Origin of the sequence: Ascidiaceihabitans sp. (assembly GCF_039986515.1) — a bacterium.
In the GTDB taxonomy this organism is placed as follows: domain Bacteria; phylum Pseudomonadota; class Alphaproteobacteria; order Rhodobacterales; family Rhodobacteraceae; genus Ascidiaceihabitans.
Map to the genome: position 1 here is coordinate 215392 of NZ_JBDWQO010000007.1, position 21701 is coordinate 237092.

A 21701-nucleotide genomic window follows, 5' to 3' on the forward strand; every position below is an offset into this window, starting at 1 on the left:
GGAGGCTCCTGCAGTCTCCGCACGCATCAAGGTAAAATCTAATGCTCCGCCGCTTGCACAAAGACCAACCAGACAGTTTCGCTTTCACCCCAGCCAACCAGGCATGGGCCGAAGCGCAGATCACCAAATACCCCGAAGGACGCCAGGCTTCGGCGATCATCCCTTTGTTGTGGCGTGCGCAAGAACAAGAAGGCTGGCTGACACGGCCAGCCATTGAGCACATCTCGGATATGCTGGGCCTGGCTTACATCCGTGGTCTCGAAGTCGCATCTTTTTACTTCATGTTTCAGTTGCAACCTGTTGGAACAGTGGCACATATTCAGGTTTGTGGCACCACGTCCTGCATGATCTGCGGCGCCGAGGATCTGATCGGTGTTTGCAAAGAAAAGATCGCCGCCAAACCGCACGAGGTTTCGCAAGATGGCAAGTTCTCGTGGGAAGAGGTGGAATGTCTGGGGTCGTGTTCAAACGCACCAATGGCACAGATCGGCAAAGACTATTACGAGGATCTGACAACGGCCCGCTTCACAGAAATTCTTGAGGAACTGGCCGACGGTAAAGTGCCCACGCCGGGGCCGCAAAATGGCCGCTATGCGTCCGAACCTTTGTCGGGCATAACAAGCTTAAAAGACTTCGACAGCGGCAAAACCCAGTACAATGCGTCCGTTCAGCTTGCGACGGATATTGGTGACACGGTCAAGCGTATTGACGGCACAGAAGTGCCTTTGCTTGCACCGTGGCAAGGCAAGGCCGCCAATGCCTCAACGACGCCGAAAGCCAAAGCGGCGAAAACGCCTGCAGTGTCCAAGGCGCCAGCGTCTGAAAAGAAATCCACCGCAAAACCCAAACCATCTAAACCTGCAGCCGCGTCGGCAACCCCCGTTTCTGCCGCGTCTGGACCTGGTAAAAAGCCCCGAACCATGAGTGCGCCGCGCAAAGCCGGTGCTGATGATTTGAAGTTGATCAAAGGCATTGGCCCAAAACTTGAGGCTTTGGTGAACTCTTTAGGTTTTTTCCACTACGACCAGATTTCCAAATGGACCGCGGAAGAAGTGTCTTGGGTTGATCAGAATCTTGCCGGTTTCAAAGGTCGCGTGACCCGTGACACTTGGGTGGACCAAGCCCGCGCACTGGCGGCTGGCGAAGAAACAGAATTTTCCCAACGCGCAAAAAAAGACGGTATCTATAAAAAATAATACGAACATAAAAAGACGGGAGAGGGACGACTATGGATAACAATCAAGGAAGTATGGGCTGCGCCTTAGGGTGTTGGTTGGTTGCTGCTTTGGGCGGCTTGCTGGCAATGGTTTTGCTGATCTTTATCGGCGGATGGACCTTTATGCAGGCAGCCTTCATCGGTGCTGTTATATTTATTGTTGCGGGTTTGCTTCTTAGCCTGGTGATGTGCAAACCGCTGCCCGCGCCAGGTGCACAGTCCGAAGTCGAAACGCCTTTGGCCCGCGCTCAGGCGCAGAACGCTGCCGATACTGTAGCATCTGCCCCAACCACTGCATCACAAAGCGCGGCTGGGGCGACAGCGCCTGCGGCTCCAACGTCTGCTACAGATGCCACGCCGTCAGACGCCGATGCATCGACAGATACATCCACATCGGGGGCTGCAGCATCGCCTGCTCCGGTTGCAGCGGCAGCAACCGCCAGCACAGCCGCAGTAATTAAACCGTCTGCAGAGCTGAAAGGCACAAAGGAACTTGCAGAACGCAAGGGCACTTACAAATACGAAAAGCCGGTGGAAGACGCGCCCAAGGCCAAAGCCCCGACCAAGAAAGCGGCTGCGAAAAAGCCAGCGGCGAAAAAGGCAGATGCAAAACCGGCTGAGACAAAGGCTGCGGCGACAAAACAAGCACCCGCCAAAAAAGCACCTGCCAAAAAGGCAGCCACGGCCGAGAAAGCACCGACCAAGAAATCGGCAGCTGAAAAACCTGCAAGCGCTGCAAAACCTGCGGCGGCCAAACGTGCGCCGGTTGCAGCGGACGGCAAGCCTGAAACCCTGACCGCCGCACGCGGCGGCGCGGCCGATGATCTCAAACAGATCAAAGGTGTGGGACCGGGTCTTGAAAAGACATTAAACGAACTTGGCTTTTACCACTTCGATCAAGTTGCCGGTTGGCGCAAAAAAGAGATCGAATGGGTGGACAGCCGCTTAAAGTTCAAAGGCCGCATCGAGCGGGACGAGTGGACCAAACAAGCCAAAGTTTTGGCAAAAGGCGGGACTACCGACTTCTCGAACAAGGTTAAGAAAGGTGGCGTTTACTAAACGCTAAACAAAACTGTGCAAAGCCAAGACACAACCACAAAAGCAGGACAGCGTGTTGCGCTGGTAATTGCCGGATTGGGCATATTTTGGCTTTGCGCGAATTTGGCAGGTTCCTATTTCGGCTGGTCCAACCGGACCCGCGCCTTGATGGACTTAGCCACGCTCGCCGGTTTCGGCGCAGCACTTTGGATCGTTTTTAAAATCTGGCGACAGCGCCAGACAGACAAGGGTTAGCGTTATGCTGAAGGACCAGGACCGCATCTTTACCAACTTGTACGGCATGCATGATCGTACATTGGCAGGCGCCAAAGCGCGTGGCCACTGGGATGGCACAGCGGCCATGATCAAAAAGGGCCGCGACTGGATCGTCGACGAGATGAAGAAATCAGGTCTGCGTGGGCGGGGTGGTGCAGGCTTCCCGACTGGGTTGAAATGGTCCTTCATGCCTAAGGAAAGCGACGGTCGCCCGTCTTACCTTGTTGTGAATGCCGACGAATCCGAACCCGGCACCTGCAAAGACCGTGAGATCATGCGCCATGATCCGCACACGTTGATCGAAGGCTGCTTGATTGCGTCCTTCGCCATGAATGCAAACGCCTGCTACATCTATATTCGTGGTGAATACATCCGCGAAAAAGAGGCCCTGCAAGCGGCCATTGATGAAGCCTATGATGCGGGTCTTTTGGGCAAGAATGCCGCGAAATCCGGCTGGGATTTTGACCTTTACTTGCACCACGGTGCGGGGGCCTACATTTGCGGCGAAGAAACATCGCTGTTGGAAAGCCTTGAAGGTAAAAAAGGCATGCCACGCATGAAGCCGCCATTTCCTGCTGGCGCAGGTCTTTATGGCTGCCCGACAACCGTGAACAATGTGGAATCGATTGCCGTTGTGCCAACGATCCTGCGACGCGGGGCAGAGTGGTTTTCGGGCTTCGGTCGCGCAAACAATGCGGGCACAAAACTGTTTGCGATTTCCGGTCACGTCAACACTCCTTGTGTCGTCGAAGAGGCCATGTCGATTGGTTTCGAAGAGTTGATCGAAACCCATTGTGGCGGCATTCGCGGCGGTTGGGACAATTTGAAGGCTGTGATCCCGGGCGGGTCTTCGGTGCCGATGATCCCGGGCAAAGACATGCGCGACGCTATCATGGATTTCGACTATTTGCGCGAGCAACGGTCCGGTCTTGGCACTGCAGCTGTCATCGTCATGGATAATTCCACAGACGTGATCAAAGCAATCTGGCGCTTGTCCAAATTCTACAAACACGAAAGCTGCGGCCAGTGTACGCCGTGCCGTGAAGGCACCGGCTGGATGATGCGCGTGATGGACCGTCTGGTCACAGGCGAGGCAGAGCCAGAAGAAATCGACATGTTGCTTGATGTGACCAAACAGGTCGAAGGCCACACAATTTGTGCTTTGGGTGATGCCGCAGCGTGGCCCATTCAAGGGCTGATCCGGCATTTCCGCGATGAGATCGAAGATCGCATCAAACACAAACGTACCGGGCGCGTCAGCGCAGTGGCGGCGGAATGAGCTTGATGTCGCACAGTACAACATCGGCGACAGTGCTTGCCTTGACACTTTGTGCAGCGCCCGCCTTCGCAGGGCCTAAAACCAAAGTTTCTGTCTTGTTCCAAGATTTTCCCAAAGGAACGGTTTGCGGCGCAGAGGGCACGCGGGTTGCTCCCAAACTGTCCAAGAAAAGAGGACACCCCAAAGTCGACGTGAAAAAGTACGGGGACATCGGGACATTCTTTTGCGTTTTGCCGGACGGGCGACGTGTTGTTACAGATGTGAACAAACGTCTGCCAGAGGGTTCAAAATCTGCGGGTGTGACCGTTTATCCTAATGGCCAAACGTACCTGACGGTCAATGCAGCCGCCGGTTTGGTTCAATTGCAATTTGAAAACACGTTGAAGTAGGAATGCCACACGTGACAGGTGTCAGACATATCAAAGCGAACAGGCGCGGCGGGAAACTGTTTGCCGCTTTGATCGCTGTGTGCGGTGTGGCCGGTACGGGACAGGCTGCAGAACGCCCTGCGCCTGATTACTATTTGGACGCTCTGATCGATACGACCACCGCGCAGCAACTCGCGCTTTCTTGTCCGACGTTAAGTGTAAATTTGCCACGGGTGGCGCAGGCTACGGGCGACGTTATCGCGCGGCTTGAGGAAGACGGATTTACCATGACCGCGGAACAAACCGGCATGGAAGATGCAACCGATGCACTGGCGTCACGTCAGGACGCGTTTGTGACGAAATACGGTCTGCAGAATCCATCCGCTGATGCGGTGTGCGCGGCGGGGCGGGCTGAAATCCAAGAGGGGACTGTGATGGGTAGCTATTTGATTGAGGTGTCGGGATGATTGTGAAGTATTCCTTGGGCATACTTGCAGTCGCCGCAACTTTGGCAGCCTGCAACAAGAAGGAAGATGCGATTGCATTTGACGGCCAGTTCTTTCGCGCCAAACTTTCTAAGGTCGACAAACAGCGCGATCAGTTCACCGTAACAATTGGTCCTGTGTCGTCTTCCTTAGATGGTGCCAAAGAAGCCGGCCGCTATGAGGCCACACGGTATTGCATCGAACAATTCGGCACATCCGACAAAACATGGGTCATTGGCCCGGACAGCCCGAACGAACAGCTTCGTATTGAAGGTGACAAACTTGTTTTGCGCGGAGCCTGCGTAGAGTGACACCGATTTTCACATACGGAGCATTTTTGCTGCTGGGGACGGCTTGTTATTGCATAACAGCATGTCTCTTTCCCATGTCTGCGGACAGGTTGACGCATTTTGCGCAACCAATGTCCGCGAAAGGGAAATGTGATGAATAAACTTGTGCAAATCACCACCATTGCTTGCGTTATGGCCGGGGCTGCGGCCGCAAAACCGAACCTGCGCGATGTCGATGCCATCGACGATGCGCTATTGGCTGTGGGTTTGGCGGATGAAATACGAAAAACCTGCCCAGAAATCTCTCCAAGGTACTTGAAGGCCTTGAGGTTTGTGAATGGTTTGCGCGATAAGGCCCGTGACATGGGGTATTCGGACGCAGAGATCGACGCGTACCGAAAATCCCCGACTGAGAAGGCGCGTCTCAGGAAAGAAGGCAAGGCATATCTGGCCGCCAATGGTGTGGTTCCGGATCAGCCAGAAACATATTGCGCGCTTGGCCGCGCCGAAATCGAAAAATCGAGCCTTATTGGTTCGTTACTCAGGGTGAATTGACGCATGAGCGACCTTCGCAAAGTTAACATCGACGGCACCGAGATCGAAGTAGATGGGGCCATGACCCTAATCCAGGCCTGTGAGCAAGCAGGCGTGGAAATCCCGCGGTTTTGTTACCACGAACGTCTGACGATTGCCGGCAACTGCCGCATGTGCCTGGTCGAAGTTGTTGGCGGCCCGCCAAAACCCGCGGCCTCTTGCGCCATGCAGGTGCGCGATTTGCGCCCCGGTCCCGAAGGTCAGGCCCCACAAGTCAAAACCAATTCGCCCATGGTCAAAAAAGCCCGCGAAGGCGTGATGGAATTTTTGCTGATCAACCACCCGCTGGATTGCCCCATCTGCGATCAGGGCGGCGAATGTGATCTGCAGGATCAGGCCATGGCTTACGGCGTCGATTTCAGCCGGTTCCGCGAAGCCAAACGTGCGACGGATGATCTGGATCTTGGCCCGTTGGTCGAAACCCATATGACGCGCTGCATTTCATGCACCCGCTGTGTCCGCTTCACCACCGAAGTGGCAGGCATTGCACAAATGGGGCAAACAGGCCGTGGCGAGGATGCTGAAATCACGTCCTATCTGGGCGAAACCCTCGACAGCAACTTGCAAGGCAACATTATTGATTTGTGCCCTGTCGGCGCACTCGTCTCTAAACCCTATGCCTTCACGGCGCGTCCTTGGGAACTGACAAAGACCGAAAGTATAGACGTAATGGATGCGCTTGGATCCAACATTCGCGTTGACACAAAAGGTCGCGAAGTCATGCGTTTCTTGCCGTTGAACCACGATGGCGTGAACGAAGAATGGATTTCCGACAAGACCCGCTTTGTCTGGGACGGCTTGCGCCGCCAGCGCTTGGACACGCCTTACATTCGCGAAAACGGCAAGTTGCGCAAAGCGTCATGGCCTGAAGCCTTGTCTGCTGCTGCCGCTGCAATGACAGGCAAAAAGCTTGCCGGTTTGGTGGGCGATCTGGCATCGGTCGAAGCCACCTACGCTTTGAAGGCATTGATCGAAGGGCAAGGCGGTGTTGTTGAATGCCGCACCGATGGCGCCAAGCTGCCTGCGGGCAACCGTGCGGGCTATGTGGGGCAAGCCACCATCGAAGACATCGACGACGCCGAAATGATTTTGCTGGTCGGCACAAACCCGCGTCTTGAAGCGCCTGTATTGAACGCACGTATCCGCAAAGCGTGGCTGCGTGGTGCAAAAGTGGCAATGATCGGCGAAGCAGCGGATTTGACCTATGATGTGGAACATATCGGAACGGACCGCGCGGCATTGTCCAAACTGGCAGCGATGGACCATTCTGACAAACACGGCGTCAAAGGCATCACTATTGTGGGGCAGGGCGCTTTGAATGAAGCTGACGGCGCTGCTGTCTTGGGCACTGTGATGTCTATGGCCGAAGCGGCACAGTCCAAATTGATGGTGCTGCACACCGCCGCGTCCCGCGTAGGGGCCATGGACGTGGGGGCGACAAATGACACTGGCATGGACGGCGTGTCGCAAGCCGAGGTGATCTACAATCTTGGTGCGGATGAAGTGGACGTCGCTGACGGCCCATTTGTGATCTATCAGGGCAGCCACGGCGACCGCGGTGCACATCGTGCCGATATCATCTTGCCAGGTGCCGCCTATACAGAAGAACCCGGGATTTTCGTGAACACCGAAGGGCGTCCGCAATTGGCGCAACGTGCGGGGTTTGCCCCCGGTGAAGCCAAGGAAAACTGGGCCATTTTGCGTGCACTCAGCGCTGAACTGAATGCGACACTGCCCTACGACAGCGTCGCCCAACTGCGCGCTGCATTGGTCAAAGACGTGCCGCATCTGGGGAACATAGATGTTGTTCCTGAAAACAGCTGGGTCGCCGAGGCCGCAGGTGATTTGGGCAAAGCGGACTTCCGCGCGGCGGTTACAGATTTCTATCTGACAAACCCGATTGCGCGTGCCAGCCAGCTGATGGCTGAACTTAGCGCGGGGGCAAAGGCCCGCCAAACAGAGGCGATTGCCGCAGAATGAAGCTTTTGGCGATCATACCATTAGCGACCTTGACGGCCTGCGACCCTGTTCCCACGGCGGAACAGTTCATTCCTGATTACCTCGGGGTGGAAACGGCGCTTTTGGATGATGATCTTGTGCAATTTAAAGTGGCGATGACGAATGCCTTGTCGTCCAAAGACGTTGATAACTATGCCGAATGTGCAGCCGCCCAGTATACGCTGATCCGTGGCTGGGGTTTCGCGCGCCATGTGCGCACAAATGTAAATGAGGAGGGTGGCGTGTGGCGTGCAGATGCTGTTTACACCATTTCGCCATCCTTGCCGCGCGGGTTGCGCACGATCGACGCTGAAGTCGTGACTGCCGCTTGTGTGGAAAAGGGAATACCGACGGTGTGAGGACCTATGGCTGACTTCTTTATGAACACCACATTGGGCATTTTGCTAACGATTGTTGGACAAATTTTGCTTGTTGTCGTCCCGCTTTTGCTGGCTTTGGCCTTCTTGATGTATGCGGACCGTAAAATCTGGGCCGCTGTTATGATGCGCCGCGGACCCAATGTGGTTGGCGTGTTTGGCTTGCTGCAAAGCTTCGCAGACTTTGGCAAATACATCGTCAAGGAAATCGTTGTGCCAGCGGGCGCAGACAAGGCGGTTTTCTTCATGGCGCCGATGGTCACGCTTGTAATGTCGCTGATTGCCTGGGCAGTGATCCCGTTCAATGACGGTTGGGTGTTGTCCTCGATCAACGTGGCTATTTTATATGTCTTCGCGGTGTCTTCACTTGAAGTTTACGGGGTGATCATGGGGGGCTGGGCGTCCAACTCCAAATATCCGTTCCTTGGATCTTTGCGCTCTGCGGCGCAGATGATTTCATACGAAGTGTCGATCGGCCTGATCATCATCGGTGTGGTCATTAGCGCGGGTTCTTTGAACTTCGGCGAAATTGTTGCTGCGCAAGACACGGGTGCGGGTTTGCTGGGCTGGTTCTGGTTGCCGCATTTCCCGATGCTGATCTTGTTCTTTATCAGCGCCTTGGCCGAAACCAACCGTCCACCATTTGACTTGCCCGAAGCTGAATCCGAATTGGTTGCGGGCTATCAGGTCGAATATTCATCAACACCGTTCTTGTTGTTCATGATCGGTGAATTGGTGGCCGTTGTTTTGATGTGTGCGTTGATTTCGCTGATGTTCCTTGGCGGATGGTTGTCGCCTATCCCGGGCTTGCCTGATGGCATTTTTTGGATGGTTGCCAAAATCGGCTTGGTGTTCTTCTTCTTCTCGATGGTGAAAGCCATCACACCGCGCTACCGCTATGACCAACTGATGCGTTTGGGTTGGAAGGTCTTCTTGCCGTTCTCTCTCGCTTGGGTCGTTTTCGTGGCCTTTGCTGCCAAATTTGACTGGTTCTGGGGTGTTTATGCCCGCTGGGCCGTAGGAGGCTGATCATGACACAGATTGATTACACACGTGCCGCCAAGTACTTCTTGCTGCAGGATTATTGGCTGGGTTTCAAACTGGGTATGAAGCACTTCTTTCGTCCCAAGGTGACGTTGAACTACCCACATGAAAAAGGCCCGTTAAGCCCGCGTTTTCGGGGTGAACATGCGCTGCGTCGCTATCCCAACGGTGAAGAACGCTGCATCGCCTGCAAACTGTGCGAAGCAGTTTGCCCGGCACAAGCCATCACGATCGACGCTGAACCACGCGATGACGGCAGCCGCCGCACAACGCGGTACGACATCGACATGACAAAGTGTATCTATTGCGGCTTTTGCCAAGAAGCCTGTCCTGTGGATGCGATTGTCGAAGGGCCGAATTTCGAGTTTTCCACGGAAACACGCGAAGAACTGTATTATGACAAGGACAAATTGCTGTCCAATGGCGACCGTTGGGAGGCCGAGATTGCGCGTAATCTCGAACTCGACGCGCCGTATCGCTGAAGGCTAGGGCTAAGACCATGGGCGCTTGGAGCGTAAGCATATTTGAAGACGACACCAGCCTCGATTGGATCGAGGATGACTACACGTCTGGTGGCGTTGAAGCTGTGCGCGGGGCGTTAACGGTGGCTGTCGAAACCACGGCTGGTGACACCTTGGACTATGACGAAGGCATTCCCGCCCGCGTTGCAGCCGAAATCGTCGCAGTGTGTTTTGGCGCTGCACATCCCGGAATGGGTACTGACAATTCCGAAACGCTTCTGGAGCATATCGACGACGTCACCCAGGATCGTGATCTGATCCCGTTGGCTCTGCAAGCGCTCGCCCGGGTGAATGCCGACAACTCCGAACTGCAAGAGCTTTGGGCCGAAGGTGACCAAAGCGCATGGGACGCGGAAATCGAAGGCCTTGAGATCAGGTTGCGGGGGCTGACATGACCGACCCGAAAAATCCGTTCGCCGACATGATGGCGCAGATGCAGAAAATGGCCAAGGATATGCCGGCCATGGACGCCTTCACGCCCGAAGGTTTTGAAAAGATGATGGGCACTATGCCCAAGGATATGATGGAAAGCATGTTTGGCAACGCATTGAACGAAGGCGCATTAGACGCACGTACAAAGCTGTTGCTGACCCTTGCAGGCTTAACCATTCAGGGCGCCGACAATGCCGTTGCCATGCGCCAGACCATGCGCCACGCCAAAGAGGCAGGCGCCACCGACCAACACATCAGTGAAACCATTGGAATGATGACGGTTTTTGCCGGAATGCCTGCTGTAACCAAAGCGTTGCAATTGGCCCAAGAGGTCACCGCCGAAACCAAGTCCGACACAAAGGATGACAAATCATGAGCGTCTTCGCCTTTTACCTTTTTGCGATTTCGGTAGTTGCGGGGGGCTTCTTTACAGTTGTAAGTCGCAACCCCGTCCATTCCGTGTTGTGGCTTATTTTGGCGTTCCTCAGCTCGGCAGGACTGTTTGTTTTGCTTGGTGCTGAATTTGTCGCCATGTTGCTGATCATCGTTTATGTGGGCGCGGTTGCGGTTCTGTTCTTGTTCGTGGTCATGATGCTGGACATCGATTTTGCAGAACTAAAGGCCGAAATGGCGAAATACATGCCGCTGGCCTTGTTGATTGCTTTGGTTATTTTGATGCAATTCGTGATCGCATTCGGGGCGTGGGAAAGCAACGCGGCTGCGGAAGGGTTGCGCGCACAGGTCACACCCGTTGATCGTCACAATACCGAAGCCCTCGGCCTGATCCTGTATGATCAATATTTCCTTTTGTTCCAACTGTCCGGATTGATCCTGCTGGTTGCGATGATCGGGGCCATTGTGCTGACGCTGCGCCACCGGACGGATGTGAAACGTCAGGATGTTGTGGCACAGATGATGCGCGACCCGGCGAAGGCGATGGAATTGAAAGACATCAAACCGGGGCAGGGGTTGTAAGCAAAACCATGACCGTGCGCCTGTTTTTTATATCCTTTGGTTTGGCGGCCTCGCTGTGGGCTGTGCCTGCTGTGGCATGCTCCGTTGCGCAGCCGGACTGGAACAAGCGGGTTAAACATTCTGACAGCTGTTCCTTTTACTACGCCGGCGCAAATGACATGGGCGCTGGGAAAGACGCTGTCGATCAAGGCAACGGACTTGTGTCGCAAGAGCTTAGCTTTTTCTTCGCAAGTGGAATGGCTGTTGTGGACTGCACCTCTGCCACATCTGCAATTGTCTGGGCCAAGAACCCACCGCAAGACGAACAGACAAGTTGTGGAGAAACACTGCCGATTTCAGCGCATTTGCCGCCAACAGGTGCACTGGATGTGTCGGGTATCGGTTCTGTGGCCGGTCTGGTTCAATTCGCTGCAGCAAACGGGTTCCGAACCACGGCTGATGCAAATGACCTGAACAAAAATCAACGTCGCAAAGATCGCTTTGATGCGTTTTGTGGATGCAAATTACATTACCCCGAAAGCGCGGGTGCCAAGAAATGACCGAGGGAAAGACATGATCGGACTAGAACATTATTTGACGGTGGCGGCGACGCTGTTTGTCATTGGCATTTTTGGGCTCTTTCTGAACCGCAAGAACGTGATCATCCTGTTGATGAGCATTGAATTGATGCTGCTGGCTGTGAACATCAACCTCGTTGCGTTTTCTAGCTTTCTCGACGATCTGGTGGGCCAAGTGTTTACCTTGTTTGTGCTGACTGTGGCCGCCGCCGAAGCTGCCATTGGCCTTGCCATTCTGGTCTGTTTCTTCCGCAACCGTGGCACCATCGCGGTTGAAGACGTCAACGTGATGAAGGGTTAAAGATCATGGAAACCACTATCCTTTTCGCGCCACTTGTTGGTGCCCTTCTATGTGGCTTTGGTTGGCGCGTTTTTGGCGAGGCCGCAGCAATGTGGATCGCAACCGGCTTTCTGTTTCTGGCCGCGACACTGTCGTGGGTTGTTTTCCTGACGTTCGACGGTGCCACACAGCAAATCGAGATCCTGCGCTTTATCCAAAGCGGTTTGCTTGACACGTCTTGGGCGATCCGCCTCGATCGTTTGACGGCGATCATGCTGATCGTGATCACAACGGTTTCGGCGCTGGTGCACCTTTATTCCTTTGGATATATGGCCAACGATCCGCAGTGGCGTGATGGCGAAAGCTACAAACCACGCTTTTTTGCCTATCTGTCGTTCTTTACCTTTGCGATGTTGATGCTGGTGACGGCTGACAACTTGCTGCAGCTGTTCTTTGGCTGGGAAGGTGTGGGCGTCGCTTCCTATTTGCTGATTGGCTTCTACTACCGCAAACCGACTGCGAACGCCGCGGCGATTAAGGCGTTTGTAGTGAACCGGGTTGGCGATTTCGGCTTCTTGCTGGCCATCTTCGCGCTGTATTTCATGACGCAAAGCATCAGCTTTGACCAAGTGTTCGCAGCCGTCCCAGATTTGGCCGAGCAGCAACTGACCTTCTTGTGGCGCGATTGGAACGCCGCCAACGTGATTGCGTTCTTGTTGTTTGTCGGTGCGATGGGCAAATCGGCCCAGTTGTTCCTGCACACTTGGTTGCCAGACGCGATGGAGGGGCCGACGCCTGTGTCTGCCTTGATCCACGCCGCAACCATGGTCACCGCCGGTGTGTTTCTGGTTTGCCGCATGTCGCCGTTGATGGAATTTGCCCCTGAGGCGATGATGTTTGTCACCGTCATAGGTGCGACGACAGCGTTTTTTGCTGCAACTGTTGGGTTGGTTCAAACCGACATCAAACGCGTGATCGCGTATTCGACCTGCTCACAGCTGGGTTACATGTTCGTGGCCGCTGGCGTCGGAATGTATTCCGCGGCCATGTTCCACCTGTTCACACACGCGTTCTTCAAGGCGATGCTGTTCCTGGGGGCGGGGTCGGTGATCCATGCCATGCACCACGAACAGGACATGACCAACTACGGCGGTTTGCGCAAAAAGATCCCGTGGACTTTCCGTGCGATGATGGTCGGTACATTGGCGATCACCGGTGTTGGTATTCCGCTGACGCATTACGGTTTCGCGGGCTTCTTGTCTAAAGATGCCATCATCGAAAGCGCCTATGCGGGTGGGTCGTCTTATGGCTTCTGGCTGCTTGTGATCGCGGCTGCCATGACGTCGTTCTATTCTTGGCGCCTGATGTTCCTGACGTTCTACGGTGAAGCGCGCGGCGACAAGCACACCCATGAGCATGCGCATGAAAGCCCGATGGTGATGCTGATCCCACTTGGAGTTCTAAGCCTTGGTGCGATCTTTGCGGGCATGATCTGGTTCAAGCCGTTTTTCGGGCACACAAATTACGTCGCCGATTTTTACGGCATCCCTTACGAAGAAGCGGCCTCGCATGGCGACACCAAGGTCGAGGGCGCCGAAGAAGATCACGGTAACGCAGGGTCACACGGCGACGAAAAAGCCGAACACCACTATGCGTTTGCAGGGGCACCCGGGGAAGGGGCCTTGTACTTTGCCCCTGACAATACAGTGCTGGATGATGCACACAATGTGCCGCCTTGGGTCAAAGTATCGCCGTTTGTCGCGATGCTTGGCGGCTTTGTCATGGCGATGTGGTTCTATATCTGGAACCCGACGCTGCCGGGCCGTTTGGCCGAAAACCAGCGCCCGTTGTATTTGTTCTTCAAGAACAAATGGTACTTTGACGAACTTTACAATGTGGTGTTTGTCGGTCCGGCCAAAGCCATCGGACGGTTCTTGTGGAAGCGTGGCGACGGAAACGTCATTGACGGCGGCCTCAACGGCATCGCTATGGGGATCATCCCGTTCTTCACGCGCCTCGCGGGACGTGCGCAATCGGGTTACATTTTCACTTACGCCTTCGCCATGGTGATCGGCATCGCAGCACTCGTCACATGGATGACGCTCAGCGGAGGAGCGCACTGATGGATAACCTTCTTTCCATTGTCACCTTTATCCCGGCTCTTGCAGCTTTGATTTTGGCCGTGTTTTTACGCGGAGACGATGCAGCCGCCAATCGCAACGCCAAGATGGCTGCGATGTTTGCGACTTCGGCCACATTTGTTGTGTCTTTGTTTATCCTGTTCGGTTTCGATGTGAACGACACCGGCTTCCAGTTTGTCGAACAGGCCGACTGGCTGATGGGGCTGCAATACAAAATGGGCGTCGATGGCATCAGTTTGTTGTTTGTGATGCTGACGACATTTATGATGCCACTGGTCATTGCCGCATCTTGGAATGTTGAAAGCCGCGTCAAGGAATACATGATTGCATTCTTGCTGCTTGAGACACTGATGCTGGGCGTGTTTATGGCGTTGGATCTGGTTCTGTTTTACCTCTTCTTTGAGGCAGGTTTGATCCCGATGTTCCTGATCATCGGTATTTGGGGCGGGGCGAACCGTGTGTATGCCAGCTTTAAGTTTTTCCTATACACATTCTTTGGCTCTGTTTTGATGCTGGTCGCGATGGTCGGCATGTACGCCGATGCCCAGACCACAGACATCACAGTGCTGTTGAACCATGAATTCGCATTTGAGACATTCAGCATTCTGGGTGTGCAGATTGTGGGCGGGCTACAGACGCTGTTGTTCTTGGCGTTTTTTGCAAGTTTTGCAGTCAAAATGCCGATGTGGCCGGTGCACACTTGGCTGCCGGATGCGCACGTCCAAGCGCCAACCGCGGGCTCGGTCGTGTTGGCTGCGATCTTGTTGAAAATGGGCGGCTACGGCTTCTTGCGTTTCTCCTTGCCAATGTTCCCTGTAGGGTCTGACGTATTGTCGCCATTGGTGCTGTGGATGTCGGCCATTGCCATCGTCTACACATCGTTGGTTGCTTTGGTGCAAGACGATATGAAAAAGCTGATTGCCTATTCATCGGTCGCGCACATGGGGTTCGTGACCATGGGGATTTTTGCGGCCAACCAGCAAGGTATTGATGGCGCGATTTTCCAGATGATCAGCCACGGCTTTATCTCGGGCGCGCTGTTTTTGTGTGTTGGTGTTATTTACGACCGGATGCACACCCGCGACATCGACGCCTATGGCGGGCTGGTGAACCGGATGCCTGCGTATGCGATGATCTTTATGCTGTTCACCATGGCCAATGTCGGCTTGCCGGGCACGTCCGGGTTTGTCGGTGAATTTCTGACGCTGATGGCTGTGTTCCAAGTGAACACCTGGGTGGCTTTGGTGGCGACAACCGGCGTCATCTTTTCGGCGGCCTATGCGTTGTGGTTGTACCGCCGCGTGGTGATGGGGGACCTGATCAAGGAAAGCTTGAAATCGATCACGGATATGACGACCCGTGAACGTATGATATTTGCACCGCTGGTGGTCATGACCCTGTTGCTTGGGGTTTATCCTGCACTTGTGTTGGACATCATCGGGCCATCTGTGGCCGCTCTGGTTACGAATTACGATACGGCACTGGCCGCGGCGGATGCTGCAAGCCAGATGGCCTCAAACTAAAAGGAGCGGGGCATATGTCCGCTGATCTGAGCATTATCCTGCCTGAAATCCTGTTGTCGCTGTTTGCGATGCTGGGCTTGCTTGGCGCGGTTTACACTGGAAAAGACGGCATGGCGTCAGCCCTTGTTTGGGCGACGGCCGTGGCCATGACAGCCTTTGGGGTCTGGATCGGGTTGACAGGGCAGGGCGTCAATGTGGCCTTTGGAGGCATGTTCGTTGAAGATGGCTTTGCACGTTTTTCCAAGGTGATGATTTTGCTGTCAGCGGCGGCTGTGCTGATCATGTCTGAAGGCTATATGAAAGCACGCGGGCTGTTGCGCTTTGAGTATCCGGTTCTGGTCGCGCTCAGCGTTGTGGGCATGATGGTTATGGTGTCGGCGGGTGATTTGATGGCGCTTTACATGGGGTTGGAACTGCAATCCTTGGCGCTTTATGTCATTGCGTCTTTGCGTCGGGATTCCGTACGCTCGACCGAGGCCGGCTTGAAGTATTTCGTTCTGGGGGCGTTGTCGTCGGGGTTACTGTTGTACGGTGCCTCCCTGATATATGGCTATGCTGGCACGACGCTGTTTTCCGGCATTGCCCAAACCGCTGTGCACGGTGAAGTGTCGCTTGGGTTGTTGTTTGGCTTGATCTTCCTGATTTCCGGTTTGGCTTTCAAAGTGTCCGCTGTGCCGTTCCACATGTGGACCCCCGATGTCTACGAAGGGGCGCCGACGCCGATCACAGCATTTTTTGCCACAGCCCCGAAAGTTGCGGCCATCGCGTTGTTCGCCCGCGTGATGCATGACGCCTTTGGCCTTGCGGTCCAAGACTGGAGCCAGGTAATCGCGCTTTTGTCTGTGTTGTCGATGTTGCTGGGGGCGATCGCAGCGATTGGTCAAACCAACATCAAGCGCCTTATGGCCTATTCATCAATCGCACACATGGGCTACGCGTTGATCGGACTGGCGGCAGGCACGGCATTGGGTGTTCAGGCGATGCTGGTTTACATGGCAATCTACGTGACGATGAACATCGGCACCTTCGCCTTCATTCTGATGATGGAACGCGACGGACAACCGGTCACAGACATCGCGGCCCTGAACCAGCTTGCGAAACGTGAACCGGGCAAAGCACTTGCCATGTTGGTTTTGCTGTTTTCACTGGCTGGTGTGCCGCCCATGCTTGGGTTCTTCGCCAAGTTTGGCGTGTGGCAAGCGGGTGTGGACGCGGGATTGGTCTGGCTGGTTGTGGTCAGTGCGGTGGCGTCCGCCATCGGTGCATATTATTATCTGCGTATTGTGTTCTTTATGTATTTTGGGGCAGAAAACGGCGGTATCGAAATGCGCGGATCACGCAGGCTTTGGGTCTTTTTGATGGGCGGAGCATTTATCATCGGTGTGGCATGGGTGCCCGGTGTGAATATGTTCGGCATCGAAAGCATCGCGAACGTTGCGGCTGTATCACTTGTTAAATAATCGACCCTTCGGGGAAGATTTATCAAACGAGGTAAAACCATGAGCGGATGGCCGGACGGATATGGACGGCGCATTATGGCATCCGTGGATTCCACTTTGTCTGAAGCCGCGCGTATTGCACCTGAAATTGCGGGCCCTGAATGGATTCTCGCGCACACGCAAACCGCTGCGCGGGGCAGACGGGGGCGGGCATGGTCTGCGCCTACGGGCAACTTTTCAGCGACATTGGTGCTGCCGGTTGCAGAACCTGCGCAACACGCAGCATTGCGTTCCTTTGTGGCTTCTTTGGCGTTGTATGATGCGTTTGTCGCGGTCAGCGGACAAAGTGCAGCGTTTGCGCTGAAATGGCCCAACGACGTATTGCTGCGCGGCGGTAAGGTCGCAGGCATTCTGCTGGAAAGCGCAGGGCAAGGACATGTGCTGTCGCATTTGGCGATTGGCATCGGTGTGAACCTTGCCGCGGCCCCCAGTGTTCAGGACGTCGAAGCAGGCGCCGTGCCGCCTGTCGCGTTGCGGACCACCTTGGGGATCGATGTCACCCCGGAAGCCTTTCTTGATGCGCTGGCTGTGGCTTATGCAAACTATGAAACCCAATTTCGGGATTTTGGTTTCGCCCCCATCCGCACGGCATGGATGCAAAAAGCGGCCCGTCTTAATGAAATGATCCGCGCGCGTACTGCACGTGAAGAATGGCACGGTATCTTTCGAGAGGTGGATGCTGATGGCCAACTTGTTCTAGAGACAGCCAAAGGCCGGATCAGCGTGCCTGCGGCGGACGTCTATTTCTAAGGGAGAAACCTTATGCTTTTGGCGATTGATTGTGGTAATACCAATACGGTGTTTTCGATCTGGGACGGCGAGGCGTTTATCGGCACTTGGCGCACGGCCACGGAATGGCAACGCACGGCGGATCAATACTATGTCTGGCTTAGCACTTTGATGAAATTCCAGAACATTGAGGTCGAAATCACCGACGTCATTGTGTCTTCGACGGTGCCGCGCGTGGTCTTCAATTTGCGCGTTCTGGCGGACAGGTACTTTAACACGCGTCCCATTGTGGTGGGCAAGCCAGACTGTTTGCTGCCTGTGGACGTGCGCGTTGATGCTGGTACAGCCGTGGGACCGGACCGGTTGGTCAACACGGTGGCCGGGTTCGACCTATATGGCGGGGACCTGATTATGGTCGATTTTGGCACCGCCACGACCTTTGATGTTGTTGCCACAGATGGGGCTTACGTGGGTGGTGTCATTGCACCAGGCGTGAACCTAAGCCTTGAGGCACTTCACCAGGCAGCGGCCGCTTTGCCCCACGTAGATATTTCCAAACCGCAGGCTGTTGTTGGCACCAATACTGTGGCCTGTATGCAGTCTGGTGTCTTTTGGGGTTACGTGGGCCTCGTTAAAGAGATATGTGCGCGCATAAAGGCGGAGCGCGACCGGGATATGAAAGTGATCTCGACCGGCGGGCTGGCACCATTGTTCCAGCAATCCCAAGCGCTTTTTGATGACTTTCAAGATGATTTGACGATGCACGGACTGACCGTGATCCATCGATACAACAAGGAAAATAACTGACTTATGAGCAGTGAACGATTGATTTATCTGCCCCTTGGCGGGGCGGGCGAAATTGGCATGAATGCCTATGTTTATGGCTACGGGAAACCCGATCAGGAACGCCTGATCGTTGTGGATCTGGGCGTGACCTTCCCGGATATGGACGGGACCCCGGGGGTGGATCTGATCCTGCCCGATGTGACATGGCTGGAAGAACGGCGCGACCGGATTGAAGCCATCTTTGTGACACACGCCCATGAAGACCACGTCGGCGCGGTTGCACATACTTACAAAAGCTTAGGCGCCCCGATCTATGCCCGTGCCTTTACTGCGAACATCGCAAGGCGTAAAATGTCCGAACACGGCCACCCCGATGACGCGGTGACAGTTATGGGCGCTTGGCCAGAGCAACGCGACTTCGGCCCGTTCAAAGTCGGCTTCTTGCCAATCTCGCATTCCATCCCGGAAAGTGGTGCGTTGGTCATCGACAGCCCGTCGGGCCGCGTGATCCACAGCGGGGACTTCAAACTGGATAAAACCCCTGTTGTGGGCGAAGCCTTTGACCCCGATCTGTGGGCCGAGGTCTGCAAGGGGGGCGTCAAAGCGCTGGTCTGCGACAGCACCAATGTGTTCTCTCCTGTCGCGGGGCGCTCGGAAATCACAGTGGGCCCCGAGATCGAAAAGCTGGTGAAGTCGGCCTCCGGTATGGTGGTGGCCACAACATTTGCGTCCAACGTCGCACGCGTCAAAACACTGGCGGATGCTGCCGAACGGGCAGGGCGTTCCATTGTGCTGCTTGGCCGTTCTATGCGGCGCATGATCGAGGCATCCATCGAGACGGGCGTTTTAAAAGACTTCCCGGCTGTTGTATCCACGGAAGACGCCAAGAACATTCCGCGCGAAAACCTGATGCTTTTGGTTACGGGATCGCAAGGCGAACGCCGCGCGGCGTCTGCGCAATTGGCACGTGGGAAATACATGGGATTGTCGATGAAAGAAGGCGACATGTTCCTGTTTTCATCCAAAACCATTCCAGGCAACGAACGCGGCGTGATCCGCATCATCAACGCGTTTTCCGAGATGGGGGTGGACGTGGTCGACGACAGCTCTGGTTTGTACCACGTGTCGGGCCATGCCAACCGACCCGATCTGGAAGCGTTGCATGACATTGTGAAACCGCAAATTCTGGTGCCAATGCACGGTGAACACCGGCATCTGCGCGAACACGTGAAGATTGCCAAAGCCAAAGGCATGGCAGGTGTTTTGGCTGTCAACGGCATGATGATCGATTTGTCAGGCAACGCGCCCACTGTCGCCGAATACATTGAAACGGGCCGGACATATCTGGATGGTTCGGTTCAAATTGGTGCATTGGACGGGGTTGTGCGTGATCGGATCCGGATGGCGCTGAACGGTCATGTGGTTGTGACGCTGATCATTGATGACGAAGATGAGCCGTTGGGTGATCCATGGTGCGAACTGATGGGGTTGCCTGAAACAGGCAGCTCAAACAGTGCATTGGTTGACGTTCTGGAACATGATCTGGGGCAGTTTTTGGGGCGTGCAGACGCCAAAATCTTGCGTGACGATGACAAACTTGGCGAAGCGCTGCGTCGTGTTGTGCGCAACTCTGCGCAGGGCGAGATCGGCAAAAAACCTGAAGTCACAGTGGTGGTGTCGCGTCTGCATTGATGTGCAACACGCTTAATCTAAACAAAAAAGGGGCGCAGCGATGGCTGCGCCCCTTTTTCAATTTCACGGGTCAAAAGCTCTATTGGCTTTCGTAACGCTCTGCAAAGCTTTGTTGAATGAACGTCGGTGTGTGATCGCCCAAGCCGACAACTTTGTTATGGTTGTTGGTGTGGCGGTTGTTGTTTTTGTCGTGATCACCCGAATTGGAACGACCGCGCCCCCCCCTCGATCGGGATTGTTTCTGATCCGTTTCAGCCGGAGGCGTCTGTTCAGATTTAGCTGGCGCGGGTGTTTCAACGACTGCCGTATCTTTCGGCGTTTCGTTCGCAGCTTCAGATTTTGCTGTGTCCGTTTTTTTTGATCTGCTGCGTGTGCGTTTCGGCTTTTCAGATGGTGCCGGTTTGTCATCCGCCGCAACGTCGGTTTCCACGGGCGTTTTGCCTTTGGACAGCGGGTTTTCCAAGCGCGGGATTTCTTTTTGGATCAGGCGCTCGATGTCTTCGAAGTTCTTTTCATCACGGGGAACACAGATCATGATGGCCTTGCCATCGCGCCCTGCACGACCCGTCCGTCCGATGCGGTGTACGTAGTCTTCTGCGTGACCGGGCACGTCGAAGTTGAACACATGGCTAACGCTTGGCACGTCAAGCCCACGGGCGGCAACGTCAGAGGCACATAAGAAGCGTAATTCGCCGTTGCGGAACCCTTCCAGTGTCTTGGTACGCTGCGATTGGTCGAGATCCCCATGAATGGGCGCTGCATCATAGCCGTATTTCTTCAATGACTTAGCAACAATATCCACATCTGTTTTGCGGTTGCAGAAGATAATGGCGTTGGTGCATTTGTCGCCCTCGGCATCAATCAGCATCCGCAACGCTTTGCGCTTTTCTGTGGCTTCACGGTCTTTACGTGACCCTTTGAACATGACCACGGCCTGTTCAATATTCTCCGAGGCCGTCGCTTGACGGGCCACTTCGACGCGTTCGGGGTTGGACAGGAACGTGTTTGTGATCCGTTCGATTTCAGGTGCCATCGTGGCCGAGAAAAACAGCGTTTGGCGGGTGAAAGGTGTCAATCCGAAGATACGTTCGATGTCAGGGATGAACCCCATATCCAGCATCCGGTCGGCTTCATCGACAACCATGACTTTCACGTCGTTCAAGATCAGTTTGCCGCGCTCAAAATGGTCCAGAAGACGGCCCGGTGTGGCAATCAAAACGTCGACGCCTTTGTCAATCAGCGTGTCTTGTTCCTTGAACGACACGCCACCGATCAACAGCGCTTTGGTCAGTTTCACATGTTTGGCATAGGTGTCGAAGTTTTCGGCAACTTGTGCTGCCAATTCACGCGTTGGACACAGCACCAAAGATCGCGGCATACGTGCACGGGCACGGCCACGTGCAAGCATGGTTATCAAAGGCAAAGTAAAGCTGGCGGTTTTGCCGGTGCCGGTTTGGGCGATGCCCAGAACGTCGCGCCCTTCCAGGGCCGGTGGGATTGCCCCGGCTTGAATGGGGGTCGGGCTTTCATAGCCTGCTTCGTCAATGGCTTTGAGAACCTTAGGGTTCAGGTTCAGATCAGAAAATTTTGTCATGTACGTC

The 21701-nt window shown here is 54.7% G+C and carries 24 protein-coding genes; 23 read left to right on the top strand and 1 reads right to left on the bottom strand.

What is annotated here, in order from left to right; translation table 11 throughout:
* Positions 1–41 precede the first annotated feature (41 nt).
* From ABJL60_RS03690 to ABJL60_RS03800, 23 genes are all read left to right on the top strand, one after another.
* The gene (locus tag ABJL60_RS03690) at positions 42–1196 is read left to right on the top strand and encodes an NADH-quinone oxidoreductase subunit E (RefSeq protein ID WP_348374851.1); all 1155 of its coding nucleotides are present in this window, start codon (positions 42–44) and stop codon (positions 1194–1196) included.
* Between the two features lie 32 nt (positions 1197–1228).
* Positions 1229–2275 carry an endonuclease gene (locus ABJL60_RS03695; protein ID WP_348374853.1) on the top strand — a complete coding sequence of 349 codons (1047 nt, stop codon included), beginning with the start codon at positions 1229–1231 and terminating at the stop codon, positions 2273–2275.
* A gap of 15 nt (positions 2276–2290) precedes the next feature.
* Complete coding sequence (locus ABJL60_RS03700) at positions 2291–2509, top strand: DUF5337 domain-containing protein (RefSeq protein WP_108828782.1); 219 nt, start codon at positions 2291–2293, stop codon at positions 2507–2509.
* A gap of 4 nt (positions 2510–2513) precedes the next feature.
* Positions 2514–3809 (top strand): NADH-quinone oxidoreductase subunit NuoF, encoded by a 1296-nt coding sequence (gene nuoF, locus ABJL60_RS03705; RefSeq protein WP_348374855.1) that lies wholly within the window; start codon positions 2514–2516, stop codon positions 3807–3809.
* Positions 3810–3814: 5 nt separating this feature from the next.
* The gene (locus ABJL60_RS03710) at positions 3815–4198 is read left to right on the top strand and encodes a hypothetical protein (RefSeq protein ID WP_348287956.1); all 384 of its coding nucleotides are present in this window, start codon (positions 3815–3817) and stop codon (positions 4196–4198) included.
* 11 nt (positions 4199–4209) lie between these two features.
* On the top strand, positions 4210–4644 hold the full coding sequence (locus tag ABJL60_RS03715) for a DUF5333 family protein (RefSeq protein WP_348287954.1): 435 nt from the start codon (positions 4210–4212) through the stop codon (positions 4642–4644).
* Positions 4641–4973 carry a hypothetical protein gene (locus ABJL60_RS03720; protein ID WP_348374857.1) on the top strand — a complete coding sequence of 111 codons (333 nt, stop codon included), beginning with the start codon at positions 4641–4643 and terminating at the stop codon, positions 4971–4973. Before ABJL60_RS03715 ends, ABJL60_RS03720 begins: the two co-directional genes overlap by 4 nt.
* A gap of 132 nt (positions 4974–5105) precedes the next feature.
* Entirely contained in the window at positions 5106–5507 is a 402-nt protein-coding gene (locus ABJL60_RS03725) for a DUF5333 domain-containing protein (protein WP_348374859.1), read from the top strand.
* A 3-nt stretch (positions 5508–5510) separates the two neighbouring features.
* Complete coding sequence (gene nuoG, locus ABJL60_RS03730) at positions 5511–7526, top strand: NADH-quinone oxidoreductase subunit NuoG (protein WP_348374861.1); 2016 nt, start codon at positions 5511–5513, stop codon at positions 7524–7526.
* Positions 7523–7903, top strand: coding sequence for a hypothetical protein (locus tag ABJL60_RS03735; protein ID WP_348287946.1), 381 nt, complete (start codon positions 7523–7525; stop codon positions 7901–7903). Before nuoG ends, ABJL60_RS03735 begins: the two co-directional genes overlap by 4 nt.
* Before the next feature lie 6 nt (positions 7904–7909).
* Positions 7910–8950, top strand: coding sequence for an NADH-quinone oxidoreductase subunit NuoH (gene nuoH / locus ABJL60_RS03740; RefSeq protein WP_108828776.1), 1041 nt, complete (start codon positions 7910–7912; stop codon positions 8948–8950).
* 2 nt (positions 8951–8952) lie between these two features.
* Positions 8953–9447 carry an NADH-quinone oxidoreductase subunit NuoI gene (nuoI, locus tag ABJL60_RS03745; protein ID WP_348287945.1) on the top strand — a complete coding sequence of 165 codons (495 nt, stop codon included), beginning with the start codon at positions 8953–8955 and terminating at the stop codon, positions 9445–9447.
* 17 nt (positions 9448–9464) lie between these two features.
* Positions 9465–9881 (top strand): DUF4259 domain-containing protein, encoded by a 417-nt coding sequence (locus tag ABJL60_RS03750; protein ID WP_348374862.1) that lies wholly within the window; start codon positions 9465–9467, stop codon positions 9879–9881.
* Entirely contained in the window at positions 9878–10294 is a 417-nt protein-coding gene (locus ABJL60_RS03755) for a carboxymuconolactone decarboxylase family protein (RefSeq protein WP_348287941.1), read from the top strand. The genes ABJL60_RS03750 and ABJL60_RS03755 overlap by 4 nt, the downstream gene beginning before the upstream one ends.
* Positions 10291–10893, top strand: a complete 603-nt coding sequence (locus ABJL60_RS03760; protein ID WP_108828772.1) for an NADH-quinone oxidoreductase subunit J — start codon at positions 10291–10293, stop codon at positions 10891–10893. The genes ABJL60_RS03755 and ABJL60_RS03760 overlap by 4 nt, the downstream gene beginning before the upstream one ends.
* Before the next feature lie 8 nt (positions 10894–10901).
* Positions 10902–11432, top strand: coding sequence for a hypothetical protein (locus tag ABJL60_RS03765; RefSeq protein WP_348374864.1), 531 nt, complete (start codon positions 10902–10904; stop codon positions 11430–11432).
* Positions 11433–11445: 13 nt separating this feature from the next.
* Positions 11446–11751, top strand: a complete 306-nt coding sequence (gene nuoK / locus ABJL60_RS03770) for an NADH-quinone oxidoreductase subunit NuoK (protein WP_039686350.1) — start codon at positions 11446–11448, stop codon at positions 11749–11751.
* A gap of 5 nt (positions 11752–11756) precedes the next feature.
* Positions 11757–13853 carry an NADH-quinone oxidoreductase subunit L gene (nuoL, locus tag ABJL60_RS03775; protein ID WP_348287937.1) on the top strand — a complete coding sequence of 699 codons (2097 nt, stop codon included), beginning with the start codon at positions 11757–11759 and terminating at the stop codon, positions 13851–13853.
* On the top strand, positions 13853–15394 hold the full coding sequence (locus tag ABJL60_RS03780; protein WP_108828769.1) for an NADH-quinone oxidoreductase subunit M: 1542 nt from the start codon (positions 13853–13855) through the stop codon (positions 15392–15394). Before nuoL ends, ABJL60_RS03780 begins: the two co-directional genes overlap by 1 nt.
* A gap of 14 nt (positions 15395–15408) precedes the next feature.
* Positions 15409–16854, top strand: a complete 1446-nt coding sequence (gene nuoN, locus ABJL60_RS03785; RefSeq protein ID WP_348374866.1) for an NADH-quinone oxidoreductase subunit NuoN — start codon at positions 15409–15411, stop codon at positions 16852–16854.
* Between the two features lie 39 nt (positions 16855–16893).
* Positions 16894–17643, top strand: a complete 750-nt coding sequence (locus ABJL60_RS03790; protein ID WP_348374868.1) for a biotin--[acetyl-CoA-carboxylase] ligase — start codon at positions 16894–16896, stop codon at positions 17641–17643.
* A 12-nt stretch (positions 17644–17655) separates the two neighbouring features.
* A complete protein-coding gene (locus tag ABJL60_RS03795; protein WP_348287931.1) occupies positions 17656–18429 on the top strand; it encodes a type III pantothenate kinase in 774 nt (257 codons plus the stop codon).
* A gap of 3 nt (positions 18430–18432) precedes the next feature.
* Entirely contained in the window at positions 18433–20100 is a 1668-nt protein-coding gene (locus ABJL60_RS03800) for a ribonuclease J (RefSeq protein ID WP_348374870.1), read from the top strand.
* A 79-nt stretch (positions 20101–20179) separates the two neighbouring features.
* Here the strand turns inward: ABJL60_RS03800 and ABJL60_RS03805 are convergent, their stop codons facing one another.
* Positions 20180–21694, bottom strand: a complete 1515-nt coding sequence (locus ABJL60_RS03805) for a DEAD/DEAH box helicase (RefSeq protein WP_348374872.1) — start codon at positions 21692–21694, stop codon at positions 20180–20182.
* Positions 21695–21701: the final 7 nt, after the last annotated feature.